The sequence below is a fragment of the Brevundimonas sp. UBA5936 genome (genome assembly GCA_002430835.1).
GTDB lineage: Bacteria > Pseudomonadota > Alphaproteobacteria > Caulobacterales > Caulobacteraceae > Brevundimonas.
Genome location: DJDA01000153.1, coordinates 1 through 23,194, shown reverse-complemented (window position 1 = coordinate 23,194; position 23,194 = coordinate 1). Strand labels below are relative to the sequence as shown.

Genomic DNA, 23,194 nt, shown 5'->3' with positions numbered 1-23,194 from the left:
ATCTAAGCCTTGGTGGCGGTCAGACCGCGGTTAGAACTGGGTAGAGGTCGAGAAACGGAAGGTCTCGGTCTTGTCGTAGTCTTCCTTGGACAGAACCTTCGACAGATCGAAGCGGATCGGCCCCATCGGCGAACGCCAGTGAATGCTGACGCCGGCGGCCGCACGCAGCGACAACTCATCGACGATGTTCGGATTCCGCAGCCCAGTCGTCGGATCGACCAGATAGCGATCGTCCAGCTTGCCGATGGTGCCGAAGTCAGCGAACAGCGAGGTCTTGATGCCGTATTCGTCGGGCAGATAGTTCGGCACCGTCAATTCAACCGTACCGATGGCGTAGAAGTTGCCGCCCAGGGCGTCGGTCGTGGTCAGGTCGCGCGCGCCCATACCCGCCGTCTCGAAGCCGCGGAAGGTGTTGCCGCCCTTGAAGAAGCGGTCGTTGATCCGGATCGGATCGCCGCTCCAGCCGCTGACGTAGCCGGTCTGACCCTGGACGCTGACCACCCAGTTCGGGCGGATGCCGTAGTACCAGGAAGCGTCAGCCTCGGTCTTGATGTAGTTCACGTCGCCGCCGATGCCGGCGAAGTCCTGACGCAGCGAAGCGGACCAGCCGCGCGTGGGTCGAACCGGGTCGTTCAGGCGGTTCACCAGCAGGGTGTAGCCCGCCGAGGAGTTGATGTAGGAGCCCGCCTGGTCGCACAGGGCCGACGAGCCGGCGCCCACGCCGCCGCAATAGCCGAACGGAATGACGACCTCGTCATCCTTCAGGAAGTAACGCGCGCTGAACGAGGCGTAGCCATTAAGCGGATAGGTGACGCGCACCCCGCCCCCGGTCGAGCGATAGTCGTAGGACGAGTATTTGCTCAGATCATAACGCATGTGGAACAGGTCGAAGCCCGCCCGCATGTCGCGCCCCAGGAACTTGGGCTCGGTGAAGCGGAAGTCGATCTGCTGACGCAGCGAGCCCCATTCGGCGCGCGCCACGACGTTCTGGCCCCGACCGCGGAAGTTGCGCTCGGTGATGCCCAGGTTCAGCACGAAGGAGTCGACCGAGCTGAAGCCCGCGCCGACCGACAGTTCGCCGGTGGGCTGCTCTTCGACGGTGACGTTGACGACCGAACGGTCCGGCGCGCTGCCGCGCGTCTCTTCGATCTTCACGTCCTTGAAGAAGCCCAGGGCGCGCAGGTTGTTGCGCGAGCGCTCGACCAGCGAACGGTTGAAGGCGTCGCCCTCGCCCACCATCAGCTCGCGGCGGATGACGGTGTCCAGGGTGCGGGTGTTGCCGACCACATTGATGCGGTCGATGTAGACCCGCTGGCCCTCGCGCACGTTGAAGGTCACGTTGACCGTGTCGGTCTCGGGGTCGGCGCGATAGGTCGGATTGATCTCGACGAAGGCGTAGCCGGCCGAACCGGCGGCGAAGGTCAGGGTGTCGACCGCCGCCTGGATGCGATCGCTCTCATACAGGTCGCCCGAACGGATCGGCAGCAACATCTGCAGGAAGTCGGCGTTCAGGCGATCGTTCTCGGTGACGACCTTGATCTCGCCGAAGTTGTAGCGGTCGCCTTCGTCCACCGTAACCGTCACGCCGAAGGCGCTGTTGTCCGGCTTCAGCTCGGCCACGGACGACAGGATGCGGAAGTCGTAGTAGCCGCGGTTGGTGTAGAATTTCCGCAGCTGCTCCCGGTCGTAGTCGATCCGGTTCGGGTCGTAGTTGTCGTTTGAACTGAACAGGCGCCACCAGGCCGACTGCTTGGTGACCATGACCTGACGCAGGTCGTTGTCCGAAAACGCCGTATTGCCCAGGAAGGTGACGGCGGCGATGCCGGTTTCCGGCCCTTCGTCAATCTCGAACACGACGTCGACGCGGTTCTGCTCCAGCTGGACCAGCTTGGGCGTGACGGTCGCCGAGATGCGGCCCGACAGGCGATACAGTTCGACGATCTTGCCGACGTCTTCCTGAACCCGCGCGCGGGTGTAGATGCCGCGCGGGCGGATGGTCACTTCATCGCGCAGCTTCTTCTCGGCCAGGGCCTTGTTACCCTCGAACGTCACCTGGTTGATGATCGGGTTCTCGGCGATCTCGACGATCAGGTCGCCATTGGCCTGAAGACCGATCTGCACGTCCGCGAACAGACCCGTGCGCGACAGGGTCCGCACCGCAACGTCGATGGTCACGGCGTCGATGGTGTCGCCCGGCTGGATCGGCAGATAGGACAGGACCGTCGTCTGATCGATACGCTGGTTGCCGCGCACCACGATACGGTTGACCGGGGCGCGCTCGGCTTCCGGCTGCGCCATCTGCACCTGCGGCGTCTGAGCCTGCGGGGTCTGGGACGCGGCAGCGGGCGCCTGGGCCGGAGCGGGCGACGCCTGCTGGGCCAGGGCCGGTTGCGCCAGTCCGGCGGCGAAGGTCAGAGCCAGGGCGCTGACCCCGAGAATGCGGCCAGGAGTCTGGATCATGAGGCGACTGTCGTTTTGGTTCATGCGGAATACCATCGGGGGCTGGCGTCGGCTCACGAGACGAGCCCGCCGAGGAATTTGAAGAGATTGAGCTTCTGCAGATCGTTCCAGGTCGCGAACAACATCAAACCCGCCAGCAAAGCAAGACCGACCCGATATCCCGCTTCCTGAACACGAGCGGCCATCGGGCGGCGCGCCACGGCTTCATAAGCGTAGAACAGCAGGTGCCCCCCATCCAGAACGGGAATAGGCATCAGATTTAAAAAGCCGATTCCGACCGAAAGTATGGCCGCGAAGCTGGTCAGCGTCAGCAACAGATTGCGAACGATGGCCCAGGGCTCGGGATTGGCCGCGACCGCGGCGTTGGTCAGGGCGCCGGACGCCTTGGCGATTCCCAGCGGGCCGCTGAACTGATCGCCCGACTCACGGCCGGTGAAGATGCGGCCGATATAGGTCAGGGTGGTGTTCAGGATGGCGCCGGTTTCGCGCACCCCCTGCCCCACGGCTGCGATGGGACCGTAGCGGACGTGGCGGATTTCATCGCGGTTCGAGCCCAGGGCCAGACCGATGCGGCCGACGCTGACGCGGCCGGCGATGCGATCCGTCTCGACCCGACGCTCGGGCGTGGCCGTCAGCTGTACCGCCTGGTCGCCGCGCTCGACGGTGAAGCGCACCGGATCGCCGCTGCTCAGGGCCACGACGCGCGTCACCTCGCCCCCGTCGGAGATCAGTTTGCCGTTCACATGGGTGATCAGATCGCCCGGCAGGAAGCCCGCCTGCGCCGCCGGCGACTGGGGCTGGACCTCCATCACCCGCGCGGGACGCAGCTCGACGCCCACCAGGCTGAACAGCAGGGTGAAGATGAAGATGGCCAGGATGAAGTTGGCGATCGGCCCGCCCGCCACGACCAGGGCGCGCTGCCACAGCGGCTTGAAATAGAGGTAGTCGCGCTCGGCGCCCGGCCCATGCTCGGCCGTCACGGCCTGGCGCAACGCCTCAAGACCCGCACGATCGGGCACGCCGGTCGCATCCAGGTCGCCCGAGAACTTCACATAGCCGCCCAGCGGCAGCCAGCCGATCCGCCACTCCACGCCGTGCTTGTCGGTCCGGCGGAAGATCGCGCGCCCGAAACCGATGGAAAAGCGGTCCATCTTCACGCCGAAGGCGCGCGCCGTCAGGAAGTGGCCCAGCTCATGCACTGTCACGACAAGCGTCAGCACGAGCAGGAACGGCACGACATAGGTCAGAGCCTGGCTGATCACGCCTATCATGCCGTTCGTATCTCCCGTTCCCCTCAGGCCGCTATGTTCAGCGAGGCGATGACGTCGCCCGCGATCCGCCGCGCCTGCGCATCAACGGCCAGGGCCGTCTCGCAGGCATCGTCGGAACCGCAAGACGCGCCCGCGCCCGTCGCCTTCTCAAGGGTGTCGGCGACGACTGCGGCAATATTGAGAAAGCCCAGCCGCCGGTCAAGGAAAGCCAGAGCCGCCACCTCATTGGCCGCATTGAAGACGATGGGGGCGATTCCGCCCGTCGCCAGGGCTTCGCGCGCCAGACGCAAGGCCGGGAACCGATCCTCATCCGGCGCCTCGAACGTCAACCGCCCCAGGGCCGCCAGGTCCAGCTTGGGCGCCGGCCAGGCCAGACGATCCGGCCATGACAGGGCGCAGGCGATCGGCGTCCGCATGTCCGGCGCGCCCATCTGGGCCAGGGTCGAACCATCCACATATTCCACAAGGCTGTGGATGATCGATTCCGGGTGCACCACCACATCGACCCGGCCTTCCGGCATCTCGAACAGATAGGCGGCCTCGATCAGCTCCAGCCCCTTGTTGGCCATGGTGGCGCTGTCGACCGAGATCTTGGCGCCCATGCTCCAGTTCGGATGGGCCACGGCCTGCTCCGGCGTGATCCGCGTCATGGCCGCGCGCGGCAGGGTGCGGAACGGTCCGCCCGAAGCGGTCAGGACCAGCTTGGACACCCGCTCGGGCGCCCCGGCCGGGAAGACCTGGAAAATGGCCGAATGTTCGGAATCGACGGGGATCAACCGCCCGCCGCTGCGCTTGACCCGCTCGATCAACGCCGGACCGCAGCAGACCAGGCTCTCCTTGTTGGCCAGGGCCAGGGTCGCGCCCGTCCCCGCCGCCGCCCAGGCCGAGCGCAGGCCCGCCGCGCCGACGATGGAGGCCATGATCCAGTCGGCAGGCCGCACGGCCGCCTCGACGATGGCGTCCGGCCCCGCCGCGGCCTCGACCCCGGTTCCCGCCAATGCGTCGCGCAGCTCGTTCAATCGGCCGGGATCGGCCGTCACGGCGATGCGCGGCCGCCAGCGGCGCGCCTGTTCGGCCAGGCGAGCGATGTTGGCGCCGCCGGTGAGGGCCTCGACCTCGAACGCGGCCGAACCAGCCGCTTGCGCCTGTTCCATCAGGTCCAGGGTCGAAGAGCCCACCGATCCGGTCGACCCCAGGACAGAGACGCGCCGCGCGATCATGCCGCTCGCTCCAGCATCAGGACGATCAGGCGCCCGGCCGACACCGCCACCACGGCGAACATCAGCCCGTCGACGCGATCCAGCAGGCCGCCGTGACCGGGTATCAGGTTGCCCGCGTCCTTGACCCCGAATCGCCGCTTCAACGCGGATTCCCACAGGTCGCCGCCCATGGTGGCCAGGGCCGCCGTCAGACCCAGAACCCCGCCCCAGAAGGCGTTCAGCAGCCCCATGTCCAGCCAGCCCGCCATGGCGGCGCCGGCGATCATCCCGGCGGCCAGCCCGCCGATGAAGCCCGACCAGGTCTTGTTCGGCGAAAAGCGCGGCCACAGCTTGGGCCCTCCGACGAAGCTGCCGACCAGATAGGCCAGGATGTCGGCCGACCAGGCCACGGCGAAGACCAGCACGGTCCAGTACAGCCCCTGCACCTCGTGCAGGTCGCGCAACCAGATCAGCAGGATGCAGGGCCAGCCGAGATAGAGCACCCCATAGGCCGTATCCAGCAGGGACTCGCCGCGCGTGCGGGCGAACAGGCCCGCCGCCAGGGCGCCGAACACCATCAGCACCAGCGCCAGGGAAATCTGTCCGACGTGGGCCGCGATCACCGCCACGACCAGGGCCAGGGCCACGCTGATCCCGATCGGCCGCCACAGGTTCGGGGCGCACATCCGCGCCCACTCGAAGGCCAGCAGCACCGCCCCCGCGACCACCAGGGCGCAGAACCAGTCGCCGCCCGCCCACGTCGCCAGGACCGCCGCCGGCGCCAGCACGACCGCCGAAGCGGCGCGCAAGGCGATATCTCGAGGCTTCAACGCCATGTCAGCCCGCGACCTCGCCATAGGCTTCAACCATGACCTCACGCCCGCCGTAGCGGCGCTCACGACAGCCGAACTGGGCGATGGCTTCAGCCAGGGCTTCGGCGCCGTAGTCGGGCCACAGGATCTCCTGGAACACCATCTCGGCGTAGGCCGCCTCCCACAGCAGGAAGTTGGACAGGCGCTGTTCGCCCGAGGTCCGCACGATCAGATCGACCGGCGGCGCGCCCGCCGTCGACAGTCCGGCGCCCAGCGCCTCTTCGTCGACAACCACATCTTCGCCCCCGCGCGCGCGATCGACCAGCCGCTGGGCCGCGTCGACCAGATCCGCCCGGCCGCCATAGTTGAAGGCCACCTGCAGCAGGAATTTATCATTGTTCGCCGTCTCGGCCTCGGCCCGCGCGACGATGGCGGCGATATCGTCCGGCAACCCCTTGCGACGGCCCAGCACCTTCACCCGCACGCCCGCCGCAGCCAGCCGCTTCAGGTCGCTGCCGACGAAGGCGCGCACCAGGCCCATCAGGTCGGACACCTCGTCGGCCGGACGGCTCCAGTTCTCGGTCGAGAAGCCGAACACCGTCAGGCATCGCACGCCCAGCTCCGGCGCCGCCTTGATCGTGCGGCGCAGGGCCTGGACCCCCTCGCGGTGGCCCACGGCGCGCGGAAGACCCCGGCGCTGCGCCCAGCGGCCGTTGCCGTCCATGATCAGGGCGACGTGACGAGGCCCCTTTGCAGGCGCCGTGGCGACGGGCTCGGCCGACATGATGGGGGCGTCCTTCCTGAACAGGTCTGATCGCGTCAGACCTGCATGATCTCGACTTCCTTGGCCTTCAAGGTCTCGTCGATACGCTTGATGGCCGCATCGGTGTCCTTCTGGACCTCGGCCTCCATCTTCTTCTGATCATCCTGGCTGATCTCGCCGGCCTTTTCAGCCTTCTTCAGCTCGTCGTTGGCGTCGCGACGCACGTTGCGCACGGCGATCTTCTTGTCCTCGGCGTATTTGCCGGCCAGCTTGGCCAGATCCTTGCGGCGCTCTTCGGTCAGCGGCGGGATCGGAATACGCAGCGTCTGACCGTCGACGACCGGGTTCAGACCCAGGCCGGCCGAACGGATGGCCTTCTCGACCGAGACCACCATCCCCTTGTCCCAGACGCTGACCGAGATCATGCGCGGCTCCGGCACGCTGATCGCGGCCACAGCGGTCAACGGCGAGGTTGCGCCATAGGCCTCAACCACGACCGGCTCCAGCAGACCGGCGTTGGCGCGGCCGGTACGCAGGCCGGCGTAGTCGTCCTTCAGGGCGGCGACGGATTTGTCCATCCGGTCGCGGAACGTCTTGAGATCGGGTTTGGCCATGACGTGTGTCCTTGGTCCTGTCGTTTGATGACGAAGCCGCTCAGGCGGCCTTGTTGGTGATGACGGTGAAGGTGCCTTCTCCCGTCAGCGCCTTCTGAATCGATCCTTCCTCGCGGATCGAGAAGACCACGATCGGAATGCCGCTGTCGCGCATCAAGGCGATGGCCGAGGCGTCCATGACGCGCAAGTCCTTGGCCAGCACTTCCTGATAGGTCAGCGTTTCATAGCGGGTGGCCGTGGCGTCCTTCTTCGGGTCGGCGGTGTAGACGCCGTCGACGCTGGTGCCCTTCAGCAGGGCGTCGCAGCCCATTTCGGCGGCACGCAGAGCCGCGCCGGAGTCCGTGGTGAAGAAGGGCGCGCCGACGCCCGCAGCGAAGATCACCACGCGGCCCTTCTCGAGGTGGCGAAGGGCGCGGCGGCGAATATAGGGCTCGGCGATGGCGGCCATGGGGATGGCGCTCTGGACCCGCGTGTCGACGCCGATCTTCTCGAGCGCGCCCTGCATGGCCAGGGCGTTCATGATGGTCGCCAGCATGCCCATGTAGTCGGCGTTGGCGCGATCCATGCCCGCCGCCGCCTTGGACAGGCCGCGGAAGATGTTGCCCCCGCCGATGACCAGGCAGATCTCGACGCCCTGGCGCGCCACCGCGGCGACGGCGGCGGCGACCACATCCACGGTCGGCATGTCGATGCCATAGGGCTGGTCGCCCATCAGCACCTCGCCCGAGACCTTCAGCAGGACGCGCTTGTAACGAAACTCAGAGGGGGCGTCGGGCATGATCAGGGGTCCGTGGATACAGGGGTTAGCATCCGCGCGAAGTGAATCGGCGGCTCATCATAGACGAAGGGCGCGTCAGCCTTCAAAGCCGAACGCGCCCTTTTGAAAATTCTTCCCTTTCGGGAAGACGTTTCGAGTTAGTTGCCGCCCGTCATCGAGGCGACTTCCGACGCGAAGTCGGGGGTTTCGACCTTCTCGACGCCTTCACCCAGCGCCATGCGGACGAAGCCGGCCAGCTTCAGCGTGGAGCCCAACTCCTTGCCGGTGTTGGCGACCAGCTGTTCGATGGTCACGTCCGGGTCCATGACGAACGGCTGCTTGGTCAGCACCACGTCCTTCTGGAACTTGTTGATCTGACCTTCCACGATCTTTTCGATCATGTTTTCCGGACGGCCTTCTTCCTTGGCCTTCTCGATCAGGACGGCGCGTTCTTTTTCGATCGCGGCCGGGTCCAGGTCCGAGGTGTCCAGCGCCAGCGGAGCCGTGGCCGCCACGTGCATGGCGATCTTGCGGCCCACTTCACGCAGGGCGTCCTTGTCGCCGGCGCCTTCCAGGGCGACCAGCACGCCGATGCGGCCGACGTTCGGCGAGACGGCGTTGTGGACGTAGGTCGAAACCACGCCTTCACCGACCGACAGGCGAGCCGCGCGACGCAGTTGCATGTTCTCGCCGATGGTGGCGATCAGGTTGGTGACTTCGTCCTGAACGGTCTTGCCGTTTTCCAGGGTCGCGCCGTGGATGGCGTCGACGCCGTCGTGGTGCAGGCCCAGCTGAGCGAATTCCTTGGCCGCGGCCTGGAACAGGTCGTTGCGGGCCACGAAGTCGGTTTCGGCGTTGAACTCGATGGCCGAGGCGACTTCGCCCTTGCCGTCTTCACGCACGGCGACGGCCACCAGGCCCTCGGCGGCGACGCGGTCGGCCTTCTTGGCGGCCTTGGACAGGCCCTTGGCGCGCAGCCAGTCGATCGCTGCTTCGATGTCGCCGTTGGTCTCAACCAGCGCCTTCTTGCAGTCCATCATGCCGACGCCCGAACGCTCGCGAAGCTCCTTCACAAGGGCGGCAGTGATCTCGGCCATGTTCTTCTCCTGAAATTCAAAATGGGCGGCCGGACTGTTTAGCCCGGCCGCATGTCAAGTTGACGTCGGTCCGGCGCGCGGCGGCGCCGGAACGTCAGTCTCAGCCCTCGACCTTCTCGGCCTCGGCGGCGACCAGCTCTTCAGCCACGCCTTCAGCGCCGGCCGGAGCGGCTTCGGCTTCAACCACGGCGGATTCACGCAGGGCCGGCTCGACCGGAGCTTCCGAAGCGCCCAGGTCGATGCCCTGAGCGGCGGCGCCGGCGGCCAGGCCGTCCAGAACGGCGTCGGCGATCAGGTCGCAGTAGGTCTGGATGGCGCGAGCGGCGTCATCGTTGCCCGGCACCGGATAGGTGATGCCGTCCGGGTCCGAATTGGTGTCCAGGATGGCGATGATCGGGATGTTCAGCTTGCGGGCTTCCTGGATCGCGATCGCTTCCTTGTTGGTGTCGATCACGAACATGATGTCCGGCACCGAACCCATGTCCTTGATGCCGCCCAGCGACAGTTCCAGACGGTCCTTCTCGCGCTGCAGGGTCAGCAGCTCTTTCTTGTTACGGCCTTCGCCGCCGGCGCCGACGATGGTTTCCAGCTCGCGCAGGCGAGCGATCGAGCCCGAAACGGTGCGCCAGTTGGTCAGCGTGCCGCCCAGCCAGCGGTTGTTCATGTAGTATTGGGCGCAGCGCGTGGCGGCTTCAGCCACCGGGCCGGCGGCCTGACGCTTGGTGCCGACGAACAGGACGCGGCCGCCCTTTGCGGCGACGTCGCGCACAGCCACCAGAGCCTGGTGGAACAGCGGCATCGTCTGCGACAGGTCGATGATGTGGATGTTCGAGCGCGAGCCGAAGATGTAGCGGTCCATCTTCGGGTTCCAGCGGTGCGTCTGGTGGCCGAAGTGAGCGCCGGCTTCCAGCAGCGTACGCATCGAGAATTCAGGCAGAGCCATGATCGTCTTTTCCTTTTTCCGATCAAACCTAGCGCGGGCGGTTAAAAGGATCGGCTGATCCCTCGGAACGGTGCAGACCGGGATGTCTCCCCGGGCCGCGCCACGCCCACGTGCGAAGTGCGCCGCGCATGTAGGCGAAACGGCCGAAAAAGGCAAGGCGTCGAAAGGGATGGGCCGCAAAGCCGCGTCAGGCTCACTCTCCCCAAACCGCGCGAACAGGCTCAGCGCCCGCCGAAAGGATCAGAAGCTGCGGCCGTCCACGCGCTGGGCGGTCCAATCCCACGGCTCCACATCCGTCAGGGTGCGGATGTTGATCGCCGCCACCTCGCTGCCGTCGGGCGCCGCGCCGTAACCGAACGGCTGCACCCCGCAGGTCCGACAGAAGCGATGCTCGATCTGGTGCTGGTTGAAGAAGTAGGAGGTCGTCGCCTCCTCACCCTTGGTCAGGCGAAAAGCCGAACGCGGCGCAAAGGCCAGGACGAACCCCTTGCGATAGCAATGGGAGCAGTTGCACTCCATCAGGCCGTCCAGCCCGACATCCACCTCATAGGCCACGGCGCCGCAGTGGCACGACCCGGCATGGGTCTTCACGCTCGTCTCGCTCATCAGGCGTCCTCCAGCATCACCACCCCCGGCGCCGACTTCAACGCGCCGCGCAGCGCCGCGTCCAGCCGGTATCGTCCCGGCAGCTTGATCTCGACCTCGGTGCGGCCGCCCAGCGTCGCCTGCAGCCAGACCTCGCCGCCCTTGCCCTGCGCTCGCGCCCGGTCCAGCCGAGCCTTCAGCGCCTCGGCGTCCGCCGATTGCGCCGACAGGACGACGCGCAACCCGATCTGGGCGTCGTCCAGCAACACGTCCATGCGGCTGGCGTCGTCGCCGAAGAAGCGCACCTCGCCGTCGGCCGCCTTGGCCCGAACCTTGACTAAAACCGACGTCCCGACCTCCAGAACCTCGCGGCACCGCCGAAGCTGTTCGGGCGGGAACAGGCATTCGAACTCGCCCGTCGGGTCCGAGAAGGTGACGAAGGCGAACTTCTCGCCGGTGCGGGCGCTGGCCCGCTCCTGACGACGGCGCACGACCCCGGCCATCTGGAAGGCTTCATGCCCCGCCTCAGCCAGGCCTTGCGCCTCGGCCACGAAGGTCACGCGCTTGCGTTTCAGGGCGGGCGTCAGTTCTTCCAGCGGGTGACCCGACAGATAGAAGCCGACAGCATAAAGCTCCTGATCCAGCTTGTCCGGCCCGGCCCACGGCTCCATGCTCTTCAGACGCGGCCGCGCGGCAGCGGCCTGATCGGCGCCGAACAGGCTAACCTGGGACGAGGCCCGCTCCGCCGCCACGCTCTGGCAATAGGCGATCAGCACATCGGCCTGTTCGAACAGTTGGCGACGGTTCGGATGGATGCTGTCGAACGCGCCCGCGCGCGCCAGGCCTTCTAGCGCTCGCTTGTTCACCGCCCGCGGATCCACCCGCTCCAGGAAGTCGAAGATGTCGGGGAAGGGCCCGCCCGTCTCGCGCACCTCGATGACGTGCTTCATCGCCTCCAGGCCCACGTTGCGGATGGCGCCCAGCGCATAGAGCACGCTGCCCTGCCCGTCCTTCCACGACACGTCGAAGTCGGCGGACGAACGGTTGATGTCGGGCGCCAGAACCGGAACCTCGAACCGTCGGCAATCCTGATAGAAGACCGCCAGCTTGTCGGTGTTCGACAGATCGAGACTCATCGACGCCGCGAAGAACTCCACCGGGTGATTGGCCTTCAGCCAGCCCGTCTGGAACGAAATCAGCGCATAGGCCGCTGCGTGCGACTTGTTGAAACCATAGCCCGCGAACTTGGCCACCAGGTCGAAGATGGAGCCCGACTGGGCCTCCGGCACGGACTTCTCGGACGCGCCCTTGACGAAGCGGAGACGCTGGAAATCCATCTCCTCCTTCTTCTTCTTGCCCATGGCGCGGCGCAGCAAATCGGCCTCGCCCAGGCTGTAGCCCGCCAGGATCTGGGCGATCTTCATCACCTGTTCCTGGTAGATGATGACGCCGTAGGTCTCGGTCAGCACCTCCTTCAGGCTGGGGTGCAGGTAATCGACCTCGGCCCGGCCGAACTTCCGGTCGATATAGGTGTCGATCATCTCCATCGGCCCCGGCCGATAAAGGGAGATCAGAGCCGTAATCTCTTCGATCGAGCCGCAGCGCATCTTGCGCAGGGTGTCGCGCATGCCCTGGGATTCCAGCTGGAACACCCCGACCGTCTGGCCCGAGGCCATCAGCTCATAGGTCTTGGGATCGTCCAGCGGCAGCAGGCCCCAGTCCTGGGCCGCGCCGCGCCGTTCCAGATAGCTCTTGGCCCGATCCAGCACCGTCAGCGTCTTCAGGCCCAGGAAGTCGAACTTCACCAGGCCCGCGGGCTCGACCCACTTCATGTTGAACTGGCTGGCCGGGATGGTGGAGCGCGGATCCTGATACAGCGGCACAAGTTCCGTCAGCGGCCGGTCGCCGATGACGATGCCCGCCGCGTGGGTCGAGGCGTTGCGGTAGAGGCCTTCAAGCTCCAGCGCCGTCTCCAGCAACGCCTTGACGGCAGGCTCGGCGTCGCGCGCCTCACGCAGGCGCGGCTCCAGGTCGATGGCCTGGGCCAGGGTCACGGGGTTCGCGGGGTTGGCCGGCACCATCTTGGCCAGACGATCCACCTGGCCCAGCGGCATCTGCAGCACCCGGCCCACGTCGCGCAGCACGGCCCGCGCCTGCAGGGTGCCGAAGGTGATGATCTGAGCCACCCGGTCCTTGCCGTAGTGGTCCTGAACATAGTCGATGACCTCTTCGCGTCGCTCCTGGCAGAAGTCGATGTCGAAGTCGGGCATGGAGACCCGTTCGGGGTTGAGGAACCGCTCGAACAGCAGGCCGAACCGCAAGGGGTCCAAGTCGGTGATGGTCAGCGACCAGGCGACCAGGGAGCCGGCTCCCGAGCCCCGCCCCGGCCCCACCGGGATGTCATGCAGCTTGGCCCATTTGATGAAGTCCGCCACGATCAGGAAGTAGCCGGGGAACCCCATCTGCTGGATGATCCCGACCTCCCATTCCAGGCGGGACCAGTAGTCTTCCTCGGGCGCATAGGCCTGGTTCTTCTCCAGCCGCGCCTTCAGCCCCTCGCGCGCCTGGTGCGCCAGTTCGTCGTCTTCCGAACGGCCTGCGCCCGTGTCGAAGCGCGGCAGGATCGGCTTGTGCGTCTTGACCAGGAAGGCGCAGCGGCGCGCGATCTGAATGGTGTTGTCGCAAGCCTCGGGCAGGTCCGCGAACAGTTCGCGCATCGCCTCGGCCGACTTGAACCAGTGCTCGCCGGTGACGCGGCGGCGGTCCTCCTGGCCCGTGAAGGCGCCGTCGGAGATACAGAGCAAGGCGTCGTGCGACTTCGCCTGAGCCGCCTTGGCGTAATAGACGTCGTTGGTCGCGACCAACGGCGCGTCGTTGGCGTAAGCCCATTCAACCAGCCCGCCCTCGGCCACCGTCTCACTGGACAGGCCGTGGCGTTGCAGTTCGACATAGAAGCGGTCGCCGAACACCCGCTTCATCTCCGCCAGGGCTTCGGCGGCCTCGGCCGGCTTCTTCTGCACGAACAGGGGATCAATGGGACCGTCGGGACCGCCGGACAGCAGGATCAACCCGTCGGACTTATCCACAACCTGTCCCCAGGGCACGCCCGGCTCGGCCATCTCGCCTGCGTCCAGATAGGCGGCGGACGACAGGGCGCACAGGTTGAGCCAGCCCTGCTCGTTCTGAGCGATCAGCACGACCGTCGGCGTCTTGGCCCAGCGCTGGGCGACCTGCCCGCCGATATCGAGCACCGGCAGGGCGCATGCGACGATGGGCTGGACGCCCGCATCCTTGGTCGTCTGGCTGAACTCAAGGGCGCCGAACAGATTGGCGCGGTCCGCCACCCCCACCGCCGGCATCCCAGCATCGGCGGCCATCTTGCCGATCTTGCCGGCCTTGATCGCCCCTTCCAGCAGCGAATAGGCGCTGCGGACCCGCAGGTGGACAAAGCCCTGACTGTTCACCGCATCCGCCAATCGAAAACTCCGCATCGCAGCGCCCGATCATACGGGCGCATCGTCATCATGCAGGGAGTCGCGCCTCAATGGGGCGCGGTCATGTCACCAGGAAGGCCGCCTGCCAGACCATCCAGACGAAGCCGCCGCAGGACGCAAGCGACAGCAGATCCCTCACCCAACGCGTCATTGATTTTATCCCCAGATCAAATGTTGCCTATTTGTTCTAGGTTGCCTCTTTGTTCTCGTCAACCTCAATTCGCGAGGAAGCCGAGCCGGGTCAGCGCCGAGGCCAGGGCGGCCGAGTTGGGGGACTGGGTCTTGCGCAGCAGGCTGGCGCGGAAGAATTCGACCGTCCGCGGGCTCAGCTCCAGGTTCTGGGCGATCTGCTTGGTCGTCAGCCCCTCAACCAGCATTTCTGCGACCTGACGCTCGCGGCGGGTGAAGGTCAGTTCCTCACGCGCCGGCGTGGACGCCAAGGCCTCCGCCCCGCGACGCAGGGCGCGCACCAACTCATCGATCGTCGTGGGCTTGGGCAGAACATCGTCCACGCCCAGGCGCATGGCGTCCACCGTCGTCCGCACGTCCACGAAGGCGCTGACGACGATGACGGCATGTCGGTTCAGGGCGCAGAAGGCGGCCACCAGATCCAACCCTTCGACACCCGGCATCTTCAGATCGGCGACGAGGCAGGTCGGATCGGCGTCGGACGCCCACATCAAGGCGTCGAGCGGTTCATGAAAACCGACGGCGGAGAACCCCGCCTCGCGCACCGCCAAAAGGGTCAGCTCCAGCAGCGCCCGATCATCATCGATGATGGCGATTTCAGCGATAGCGCGCCCAACCCTTTCCGCATCTTGTCCATTTCGACCGCCGTCCACGCCATCACGCATCATGTCGTTGAAACTACGCAAGGCTTAGCGCGGGAAAAACCTCGTAGTCCCACGCAGTTGATCCCGCGTGAGCATACGCAGAACGATATTTCAGTTACGCCGAGGCGAACATGGAGGCTCGCTGTGTTGCAAAGCGCCGTATTCCTGACCCGACCTCCGTCAGGTTTCGCGCAAGGCGCACGGTGGCCGGCCCTGATCGATATGCGCCGCGACCAAGCCCGGTCGTTGGGACTCGCCGGCGTGGCGGCCAGTGTGGACGACGTCATCATCTACGCCATGGAAGGATCGCCCGGCGCTCTTGACGGCTTCCTTCAACTGCTCGGCGCCAGTCCCTGCGAGACGGCGTCGACGGAGGCCTGGCGGCAAACGGTGCAGTTTCGCATCCACCGTGTCCTGGCGCTGTCTCAACCGCCGCTCAGACCGGACGAGACAGCGGTCCTGCGTCGCGCGATCGACCCGGTTCATCCCCGATACGCCGACGTCCCGCCCCTGCTGGGCGCGGCTGCGCTGCATTGGACCATGATGCCCTATCGCACGCCGCTGAAGGCGACGACGCGGCTCATCGCCTCCTAGTAGGCGTGGCTTTCGGCCGCCCGCTGTTCCAGGTGGCCGTCCTTCAGGGCGAAGACGCGGTCCATGTGACCGGCCAGCTCCATGTTGTGCGTGGCGATCAGGGCGGCGACGCCCGTGGTCTTGGCCAGTTCGCGCAGGGATTCGAACACCGCCTGGCTGGTGGCCGGGTCCAGGTTGCCGGTCGGCTCGTCCGCCAGCAGCAGGCGCGGGCTGTTGGCCAGGGCGCGGGCGATGGCGACGCGCTGCTGTTCGCCGCCCGACAGTTGCGCGGGCTGGTGCGTGACTCGCTGGCCCAGACCGAGCGCCGTCAGCTTCTCGGTCGCGCGACGCCGCGCCTCCCCTTCCCCTACGCCTGCGATGCGCATCGGCAGGGCCACATTATCCAGAGCATCAAACTCCGGCAGAAGGTGATGGAACTGATAGACGAAGCCGATGCGGTGCAGACGCAGGCGCGTGCGCGCCCGCTCGTCCAGACCGCCGACGTCCTCGCCGTCGATCAGCACCTGGCCGCTGGTCGGCCGCTCCAGCAGACCCGCCGCGTGCAGCAGGCTGGACTTGCCCGAGCCCGAGGGACCGATCAGGCCGACGACCTCGCCCGGCATGACCTCCAGATCGACGCCCTTCAGCACCGTCAGCCCGCCCTGGGCCGTCGGATAGGTGCGCGTCACCCCGCGCAACGACAGGATGGCGCCGTTCGTCTCGGCGGCGACGGCGGGCTTCTTCTTCAGCAACCTATTCAAAGCGCAGGGCCTCCACCGGATCGATGCGCGACGCATTCCACGACGGCGGCAAGCTGGCCAGGCAGCTCATGAAGAAGGAGAAGACCGCGACCCAGGTCACGTCCCACGGGTCCACCTTGGCCGGAACGGAATCCAGCATATAGACCTCGGCGTTGAACAGCTGGACGCCCAGCAGGCCTTCGAGGAAATGCTGGATCGCCCCGATGTTCCAGCAGAACAGCAAGCCCAGAACCAGGCCCGCGATGGTGCCGCCGATGCCGATGGCCGCGCCCGACATGAAGAAGATGCGCAGGATGGACGACTGGCTGGCGCCGACGGTGCGCAGGATGGCGATGTCGCGCGTCTTGTTCTTCACCAGCATGACGATGCCGCTGATGATGTTCATGGCGGCGATGGCGACCACCATGCCCAGGATGATGCTCATGGCCACGCGCTCGACCTTCAGCGCGCCCCAGATGGCGGCCTGGCGATTGCGCCAATCGGTGACGACGCTGCCCGGTCCGGCCGCGCGCTGAACCGGCGTCAGCAGGTTTTCGACCAGATCGGGCTCCGCCACCTTCATCTCGATGACGTCCCAGACGCCGTCCTTGCCGAAGAACAGTTGCGCCTGTTCCAGCGGCATGAAGATGAAGGCGCGATCATAGTCCGCCGCGCCCGACGTATAGATTCCGCCGACGATATAGGTCTTCTCCAAGCCGCCCAGATTGCCGAAGGCGCTGTCTGCGCCGGTCGGCGTGTAAAGGGAGATCGGGTCGCCTTCGCGCAGGCCCATCTGCTCGGCCAGACTCTTGCCGATCAGCACCTGATCGCCGCCGTACTGGCCCTTGCCGAACCGCTCGCGCGCCTCAGGGGTCAGGCTGTCATAGACGAACTTGGTCGAGGTCAGATCCTGCGGCCGCACGCCGCGAACCATGCCGCCGGTCGCCGCCCCGCCAGCGCGGAACATTGCCGGGCTTTCGATCAGGGGCGTCACCGCGACCACGCCCGGCACGTCGGCGATCCGCTTCAGCGCGGCGTCGCGATCGGGCGCATAGAGCACCGGCCCCTGCACATACATATGGCCGTTGAACGACAGGATCCGGTCCATGAGCGTGCCGCGGAAGCCCGCCATGATGCTCATCACGCTGATCAGCACGGCGACGGCCAGCATGATGCCGATGAAGCTGATCATGGCGATCAGCGCCACCCCGCCCTGCTTGCGCTTGGCGCGCAGATAGCGGAGCGCCAGCCCGATCTCCCAGCTGGAGAACGGGCCGGCCGGCTTGGGCGCGGGCTGCGGGGCGGAAGCCGTCGCGGCGTCGGTCATTTCGTCAGCAGCTCCAGGGCGGCGTCCAGCGACAGGCTCTGCTTCTCGCCGGTGGCGCGGCGCTTCAGTTCGACCACGCCGTCAGCCAGGCCCTTGGGCCCGATGGTCAGCTGCCACGGCACGCCGATCAGGTCGGCGGTGGCGAACTTGCCGCCCGGCCGCTCGTCCGTGTCGTCGTAGAGGACGTCCTTGCCCAGGGCTTCCAGCTTGGCCACGGCGTCTTCACAGGCGGCCGAGACCGCCTCGTCGCTGGCGCGCAGGTTGATCACCACCACGTCGAACGGTGCGACCGAATCCGGCCAGATGATGCCGCCCTCGTCATGGCTGGCCTCGATGATGGCGCCCAGCAGGCGCGACACGCCGACGCCGTAGCTGCCCATGTGGACCTCGGTGTCTTGGCCGTTCGGCCCGGCGACCTTGGCCTTCATGGCGGCCGAGTATTTGGTGCCGAAGTAGAAGATGTGGCCGACCTCGATGCCGCGCGCCGACAGGCGGTCGCCTTCGGCGGTCTGGGTCTCGAACTGGGCGACGTCGTGCATTTCCTCGGTCGCGGCGTAGAGGGCCGTGCGTTCGTTGAACACGCCCTCCAACTGTTCGACGCTGAGATTGTGGCCGGGTGCGGCCATCTCGACCAGCTTGCGGTCGCAGAAGACCTCGCTCTCGCCGGTCTCGGCCAGGACGATGAACTCGTGGCTCAGGTCGCCGCCGATCGGGCCGGTGTCAGCGCGCATCGGCACCGCCTTCAGGCCCAGCCGAGCGAAGGTGTTCAGATAGGCGGCGAACATCCGCTTGTAGGCGATGCGGGCCGAGGCCTCGTCCAGATCGAAGGAATAGGCGTCCTTCATCAGGAACTCGCGGCCGCGCATGACGCCGAAGCGCGGGCGGCGCTCGTCGCGGAACTTCCACTGGATGTGGAAGAGGTTCAGCGGCAGAGCCTTGTACGACTTCACATAGGCCCGGAAGATGTCCGTGACCATTTCCTCGTTGGTCGGCCCGTACAGCAGTTCGCGCTCGTGACGGTCGGTGATGCGCAGCATCTCGGGGCCATAGGCGTCGTAGCGACCGCTCTCGCGCCACAGGTCCGCCAGTTGCAACGTCGGCATCAGCAGTTCGACGGCGCCGGCCTTGACCTGCTCGTCGCGGACGATGCCTTCGATCTTGCGCAGCACCCGCAGGCCCAATGGCAGCCAGGCGTAGATGCCGGCGGCCTCCTGCTTGATCATGCCCGCGCGCAGCATCAGCTGATGCGACACGATCTGGGCGTCGGAGGGGGCTTCTTTCAGGATCGGCAGGAAGTAGCGCGACAGGCGCATGGGAGGATTCTCGGCAAATTCAGTCAGGCCCGAGGTTTAACCGGGCGAAGGGGGCGAAAGCTAGAGCGCGTTCGCGTGGGTGATATCGGGCACGGGGGTCCAGCCGATCCAGACGATGGCGACGATGATGAGCCAGACGATGATCGACACCCAGGTCGTGGTGATGAACTTCTTCTTGAGGTTCGGGTTCTTCGGCGCGCCCCACTGGGTGCCGTCCGTCGGCGGATCCTTGATCTGGTCCGACATGCCCAGCGGCAGAATCGCGAACAACACGATCCACCACACCGTCAGAAAGGTGGCGACCAGGGTGAAGGGGCCAAGGGGCATCGTCTCTAGAGTCCGTTCATCGCAATCATCGTCGCGGCGCGATAAGGAGAGGCGCTGCAACAAGGACGCCCTGAATGCCACAGATTACGCTGGAACACTCCACCCATTTCGACGCGACCGACTGGCGCGCCCTGGCGCTGGAGATTCATCGCCTCTGTGTCGAGACGGTCGGCGCGACCCTTCCCGCCTGCAAGACGCGCATCGTGCGCTGCGACCGCCTGATCATCGCCGACGGCGACCCGGATCAGGCCATGGTCCACTGCGACCTGCGCATCCTCAGCGGCCGCACCCAGGAACAGAAAACCGCCCTGGGCGAAGCCGTGCAGGCCGCCCTGCTGGCCGGCGTCGCGCCCTATGACGGCCCCCGCCAGATCTCGGTCGAGATCGGCGCGCTGGACCGCGACAACTACCGCAAGGTCACGCTCTAACCCCCTCTCCCGATGGGAGAGGGCTTGAGCCTCCAAGAGCGGAGCGATTGGAACAGGCGAAAGGGTGAGGGTTCCGCAATCAGCCGATTTGCAACGGCTTTCGCCGACTTCAGCCGGGAACCCTCATCCGGCCCTTCAGGCCACCTTCTCCCATCGGGAGAAGGGTTCGCTGCTTACGGATGCGGCCGCCCGATCCCGTAGCGCGCGGCCCAGTACGGCAGGATGGCGTCGTCCTGCAGGAAGCGCGCGCCGGTCTCTTCGCTGACCTGGGCGTCGGGCCAGTCGAACTCGCCGTCCAGCACCAGCAGGGGACAGCTCTGGTTCGCCTCCCCCACTTCGGCGATCACGGCCGGGCGCGGGCGCGGGTGATCCAGGTGGGTCACCGTCAGATGCTCGCGCAGGCGCGGGTACAGGCCCAGCACCCCCTCGATCCGCGCGCCGGGCGGGCAGAACCATGGCCCGCCCTGATCGTCGAACCAGTCGGCGTTCAGAAGATACAGACGGTCCGCCATCAGAGCCTCAGCACCACGGTTTCCACGATCGGACGACGATCCCAGATCTGCTGGCTGGCCTTCTTCAAGGTCCGGCTGACCGCCTGTTCGATGACGGCTTCGTCTTCCAGCGCCTCGCCCTTCAGGCCGCGCACCGTGTTCTCGACGCGCTCGGCCATGTCGTCCAGCACATCGCCCAGCGGACGGTCGGCGTCGCCCGGCAGGCCGATGCCGCGCACGTCGATGTCGCTGGCGATCCGGCCGCGCTTGTCCAGGGCGAAGCTGACGATCAGAATGCCGTTGCTGGCGGCGTGCTTGCGCTCGCGCAGGGCCTCGCCGGCCTCTTCCACCAGCATGCCGCCGTCGACGAACAGACGGCCCGAGGGCACTTCGTCAATGATGGCGGCGGGTCCGGGCGCCAGGCGCACCATGTCGCCGTTGCGCGGCGTGACCGTCTCCGGCACCTGCATGTCTTTGGCCAGGTTGCCGTGCTCGATCAGGTGGCGGCGCATGCCGTGGGTCGGCACCGCGATCTGCGGCCGGGCCCACTGATACATCTGGCGCAGTTCGTCGCGGCACGGGTGGCCCGAGACGTGGATGCCGGGGTGATCCTTCTCGGTGTAGATGCGGATTCCGCGCTCAGCCATCTTGTCCTGCAGACGGCCGATGGACAGCTCGTTGCCGGGGATGACGCGCGACGAGAAGATGCAGTGATCCCCCTCGCCCAGCTTGATGAAGGGATGCGTCCCTTCGGCCACGCGCGACAGGGCGGCGCGCGCCTCGCCCTGGCTGCCGGTGCACAGGTACAGGATTTCGTCGGCCGGCCAGACCTTGGCCTCCTGTTCGGACAGGAAGGGCTTGATGTCGTTCAACATGCCGACCGACTTGGCGGCGGCGGTGATGCGGTGCATCGAGCGCCCGGCCAGGGCCACGCGGCGCCCGGCGGCCTCGGCCGCGCTGATGACGCTGTGCATCCGCGCGACGTTCGAGGCGAAGCAACCCACGGCGACCCGGCCCTTCAGGCCCTGGATCAGTTCGGCCAGCTTGACCTTCACATCGCCTTCGGACCCGGCGACGCCGTCCACGAAGACGTTGGTGGAGTCGCACACCATCGCCAGGACGCCCTCGTCGCCCAGCTTCTGGATGAAGTCGACGTCGGTGCGCTCTCCCACGACCGGATCGTTGTCGATCTTCCAGTCGCCCGTGTGCAGCACCGTGCCCAGCGGCGTCTTGATGGCCAGGCCGTTCGGCTCGGCGATCGAGTGGGTGATGGTGACATAGGTCACCTCGAACGGGCCCAGGTTCACCGTCGAACCCAGCGGTGCCTCATGCAACTCGACATCTTCATAGATGCCCGCGTCGCGCAGCTTCTCGCGGATCAGGAAGGCGGTGAAGGGCGTGGCGTACAGCGGCGCCTGAATGCGCGGCCACAGCCAGCCCAGGGCGCCGATATGGTCTTCGTGGGCGTGCGTCAGCACAATGCCCAGAATGTTCTCGCCTTCCAGGAAGGTCGGATCGGGCACGATGACGTCCACGCCCGGCGTGGACTGGTCGCCGAAGGTCACGCCGACGTCGACGATGATCCATTTGCGGTCATGCGCCGGGCCGAAACCATAGGCGTTCAGGTTCATGCCGACCTCGTTCGAGCCGCCCAGCGGCAGGAAGACGAGTTCGTCGTTTTGATTTTGCTTTTTCATACGGCCTTACAGATGGGAGTTCCGCCGCCAGATTTCGAGTAGGCCGCGGATGGTCAGGTCCGGATCAAACCGGTCGATAGAGTCGGTTGCGCCCTCGAACAGGGAGGCGACGCCGCCGGTGCCGATGACCGTCATGGGCTTGCCCCACTCGGCCTTGATACGGTCCACCAGCCCTTCGATCAGGGCGATATAGCCCCAGAAGACGCCCGATTGCATGGAGGTGACGGTGTCGCGCCCGATCACGGTGTCGGGGCGCTGGATGGCGATGCGCGGCAGCTTGGCCGCCGCCTCGTGCAGGGCCTGAAGCGACAGGTTGATGCCCGGCGCGATCAGCCCGCCTTCAAAGGCCCCCGCACCCTGCCCGTTCGCCCCGGACACGACGTCGAAGGTCGTCGCCGTGCCGCTGTCGATCAGCAACAGGTCGCCCTCATAGACCTGAAGCGCGCCGATGGCGTTGACCAGACGGTCGGCCCCGGCCTCGCTGGGCTTATGGATGCGGACCTCAATGCCCAGTTTGACGTTCTCGCCGATCACCAGGGGTTCGACGTTCAGATAGCGCCGCGCCAGGTTGCGCAGGTTGAAGATCGACTGCGGCACCACGCTGGAGATGATGCAGCCGTCCATGTCGGCCATGGTCTGGCCCTGGCCGCGCATCTCGAACAGTTGATGCAGCCAGACGGCGTATTCATCGGCCGTGCGCATGGGATCGGTGGCGGTGCGCCACTGGAAGATCCACTCTTCGCCATCGTGAACGGCGAAAAGCGTATTCGTGTTGCCTTGCTCGATCGCCAGCAGCATCAGGCGGCCTCTCCGAAGAAGACGTCGCCGGCGGAGATGACCCGCAGGCTTCCGTCCGGCAGTTTCAGGCGCAGGGCCCCGTCGGCCTCGACGCCGTCGGCGATCCCGCTCAGGGTTTCATGGCTCAACCGCGCCGTGCATGGCCCGAACAGGCCCGGCGTCCGCGCGACCCAGGCGTCCAGCACCGGCTGAAAGCCCAAGCGCGTCCAGCGTTCCAACCAGGCGTCGAAGGTTTCGGCCAGCGCCCTCGCCCCCTCCTCCATCGACGGCGCGGCGGCCACGTCGTGACGCAGGTGCTCGGCGATGCAGGTGGTCGGGCGCTCGGTCCCTTCGGGCGCGTGGGACAGGTTCACGCCGATGCCCACGGCCAGCCACAGGCCGCCAGACGGCGCAGGACCGGATTCGATCAGGATGCCCGACGACTTTCGCCCGTCCAGCAGCACGTCATTGGGCCATTTGATGCTGACCAGCGCGGGTGGGACATAACGGTCCAGCAGATCGGCCACCGCCAGTGCGGCGGCGAAGGTCAGTTGCGCCGCCTCGGCCGGAGTGCGGTTCAGCGTCAGCAGCAGGGTCGTGGCCAGATTGCCGTCCCGGCTGTCCCAGGCGCGGCCGCGACGGCCCCGCCCGGCGGATTGACGCCGGGCCGCGATCCACAGCGGCCCGGCCTCG

At 66.6% G+C, this 23,194-nt stretch carries 22 protein-coding genes; 2 read left to right on the top strand and 20 right to left on the bottom strand.

The window, feature by feature from the left end; translation table 11 throughout:
* Positions 1-30: 30 nt before the first annotated feature.
* The 12 genes from bamA to B2Y21_RS15455 all read right to left on the bottom strand — a co-directional run bounded on the left by bamA (position 31) and on the right by B2Y21_RS15455 (position 14,870).
* A complete protein-coding gene (gene bamA / locus B2Y21_RS15510; protein ID WP_409410784.1) occupies positions 31-2,460 on the bottom strand; it encodes an outer membrane protein assembly factor BamA in 2,430 nt (809 codons plus the stop codon).
* Between the two features lie 53 nt (positions 2,461-2,513).
* Positions 2,514-3,731: a M50 family metallopeptidase gene (locus B2Y21_RS15505; protein ID WP_292060735.1), complete on the bottom strand. Its 1,218-nt coding sequence runs from the start codon at positions 3,729-3,731 to the stop codon at positions 2,514-2,516.
* A gap of 23 nt (positions 3,732-3,754) precedes the next feature.
* Positions 3,755-4,951, bottom strand: a complete 1,197-nt coding sequence (dxr, locus tag B2Y21_RS15500; protein WP_292060733.1) for a 1-deoxy-D-xylulose-5-phosphate reductoisomerase — start codon at positions 4,949-4,951, stop codon at positions 3,755-3,757.
* A complete protein-coding gene (locus B2Y21_RS15495) occupies positions 4,948-5,766 on the bottom strand; it encodes a phosphatidate cytidylyltransferase (RefSeq protein ID WP_292060731.1) in 819 nt (272 codons plus the stop codon). Before B2Y21_RS15495 ends, dxr begins: the two co-directional genes overlap by 4 nt.
* A 1-nt stretch (position 5,767) precedes the next feature.
* Complete coding sequence (gene uppS / locus B2Y21_RS15490; protein WP_292060729.1) at positions 5,768-6,526, bottom strand: polyprenyl diphosphate synthase; 759 nt, start codon at positions 6,524-6,526, stop codon at positions 5,768-5,770.
* A 35-nt stretch (positions 6,527-6,561) separates the two neighbouring features.
* The gene (gene frr / locus B2Y21_RS15485) at positions 6,562-7,119 is read right to left on the bottom strand and encodes a ribosome recycling factor (RefSeq protein WP_125900163.1); all 558 of its coding nucleotides are present in this window, start codon (positions 7,117-7,119) and stop codon (positions 6,562-6,564) included.
* Positions 7,120-7,159: 40 nt separating this feature from the next.
* Complete coding sequence (gene pyrH / locus B2Y21_RS15480) at positions 7,160-7,897, bottom strand: UMP kinase (protein WP_003164613.1); 738 nt, start codon at positions 7,895-7,897, stop codon at positions 7,160-7,162.
* A 137-nt stretch (positions 7,898-8,034) separates the two neighbouring features.
* On the bottom strand, positions 8,035-8,973 hold the full coding sequence (gene tsf / locus B2Y21_RS15475) for a translation elongation factor Ts (protein WP_292060726.1): 939 nt from the start codon (positions 8,971-8,973) through the stop codon (positions 8,035-8,037).
* A 100-nt stretch (positions 8,974-9,073) separates the two neighbouring features.
* Positions 9,074-9,916, bottom strand: coding sequence for a 30S ribosomal protein S2 (gene rpsB / locus B2Y21_RS15470; protein WP_292060724.1), 843 nt, complete (start codon positions 9,914-9,916; stop codon positions 9,074-9,076).
* Between the two features lie 240 nt (positions 9,917-10,156).
* Positions 10,157-10,522, bottom strand: coding sequence for a GFA family protein (locus B2Y21_RS15465; protein ID WP_292060723.1), 366 nt, complete (start codon positions 10,520-10,522; stop codon positions 10,157-10,159).
* Positions 10,522-13,977, bottom strand: coding sequence for a DNA polymerase III subunit alpha (gene dnaE / locus B2Y21_RS15460; RefSeq protein ID WP_292060722.1), 3,456 nt, complete (start codon positions 13,975-13,977; stop codon positions 10,522-10,524). The genes B2Y21_RS15465 and dnaE overlap by 1 nt, the downstream gene beginning before the upstream one ends.
* Positions 13,978-14,210: 233 nt before the next feature.
* Positions 14,211-14,870 (bottom strand): response regulator transcription factor, encoded by a 660-nt coding sequence (locus B2Y21_RS15455; RefSeq protein ID WP_292060721.1) that lies wholly within the window; start codon positions 14,868-14,870, stop codon positions 14,211-14,213.
* Between the two features lie 231 nt (positions 14,871-15,101).
* Here B2Y21_RS15455 and B2Y21_RS15450 point away from each other — a divergent pair, with 231 nt between their 5' ends.
* The gene (locus tag B2Y21_RS15450; protein WP_292060720.1) at positions 15,102-15,422 is read left to right on the top strand and encodes a hypothetical protein; all 321 of its coding nucleotides are present in this window, start codon (positions 15,102-15,104) and stop codon (positions 15,420-15,422) included.
* Here B2Y21_RS15450 and B2Y21_RS15445 read toward each other — a convergent pair.
* Genes B2Y21_RS15445 through B2Y21_RS15430 form a run of 4 tightly spaced genes read right to left on the bottom strand, consistent with a single transcriptional unit; the run spans position 15,419 to position 19,108 of the window.
* Positions 15,419-16,162, bottom strand: coding sequence for an ABC transporter ATP-binding protein (locus B2Y21_RS15445; RefSeq protein ID WP_292060719.1), 744 nt, complete (start codon positions 16,160-16,162; stop codon positions 15,419-15,421). The two genes, B2Y21_RS15450 and B2Y21_RS15445, sit on opposite strands and share 4 nt — an antisense overlap.
* Positions 16,155-17,468, bottom strand: coding sequence for a lipoprotein-releasing ABC transporter permease subunit (locus tag B2Y21_RS15440; RefSeq protein WP_292060718.1), 1,314 nt, complete (start codon positions 17,466-17,468; stop codon positions 16,155-16,157). The genes B2Y21_RS15445 and B2Y21_RS15440 overlap by 8 nt, the downstream gene beginning before the upstream one ends.
* Positions 17,465-18,781: a proline--tRNA ligase gene (gene proS / locus B2Y21_RS15435; protein ID WP_292060717.1), complete on the bottom strand. Its 1,317-nt coding sequence runs from the start codon at positions 18,779-18,781 to the stop codon at positions 17,465-17,467. Before proS ends, B2Y21_RS15440 begins: the two co-directional genes overlap by 4 nt.
* 60 nt (positions 18,782-18,841) lie before the next feature.
* Positions 18,842-19,108, bottom strand: coding sequence for a DUF1467 family protein (locus tag B2Y21_RS15430; protein ID WP_087141628.1), 267 nt, complete (start codon positions 19,106-19,108; stop codon positions 18,842-18,844).
* A 74-nt stretch (positions 19,109-19,182) separates the two neighbouring features.
* Between B2Y21_RS15430 and B2Y21_RS15425 the strand changes: the two genes are divergently transcribed.
* Positions 19,183-19,536 carry a 5-carboxymethyl-2-hydroxymuconate Delta-isomerase gene (locus B2Y21_RS15425; protein ID WP_292060715.1) on the top strand — a complete coding sequence of 118 codons (354 nt, stop codon included), beginning with the start codon at positions 19,183-19,185 and terminating at the stop codon, positions 19,534-19,536.
* A 173-nt stretch (positions 19,537-19,709) separates the two neighbouring features.
* Here B2Y21_RS15425 and B2Y21_RS15420 read toward each other — a convergent pair whose 3' ends face one another.
* The 4 genes from B2Y21_RS15420 to B2Y21_RS15405 form a co-directional block, all read right to left on the bottom strand.
* Positions 19,710-20,048 carry a DUF3088 family protein gene (locus tag B2Y21_RS15420; protein WP_125900152.1) on the bottom strand — a complete coding sequence of 113 codons (339 nt, stop codon included), beginning with the start codon at positions 20,046-20,048 and terminating at the stop codon, positions 19,710-19,712.
* Positions 20,048-21,724, bottom strand: coding sequence for a ribonuclease J (locus B2Y21_RS15415; RefSeq protein ID WP_292060713.1), 1,677 nt, complete (start codon positions 21,722-21,724; stop codon positions 20,048-20,050). The genes B2Y21_RS15420 and B2Y21_RS15415 overlap by 1 nt, the downstream gene beginning before the upstream one ends.
* 6 nt (positions 21,725-21,730) lie before the next feature.
* Positions 21,731-22,525, bottom strand: coding sequence for a type III pantothenate kinase (locus B2Y21_RS15410; RefSeq protein ID WP_292060809.1), 795 nt, complete (start codon positions 22,523-22,525; stop codon positions 21,731-21,733).
* On the bottom strand, positions 22,522-23,194 hold a 673-nt coding region (locus B2Y21_RS15405), incomplete at its 5' end, for a biotin--[acetyl-CoA-carboxylase] ligase (protein WP_292060712.1). The genes B2Y21_RS15405 and B2Y21_RS15410, both read right to left, overlap by 4 nt.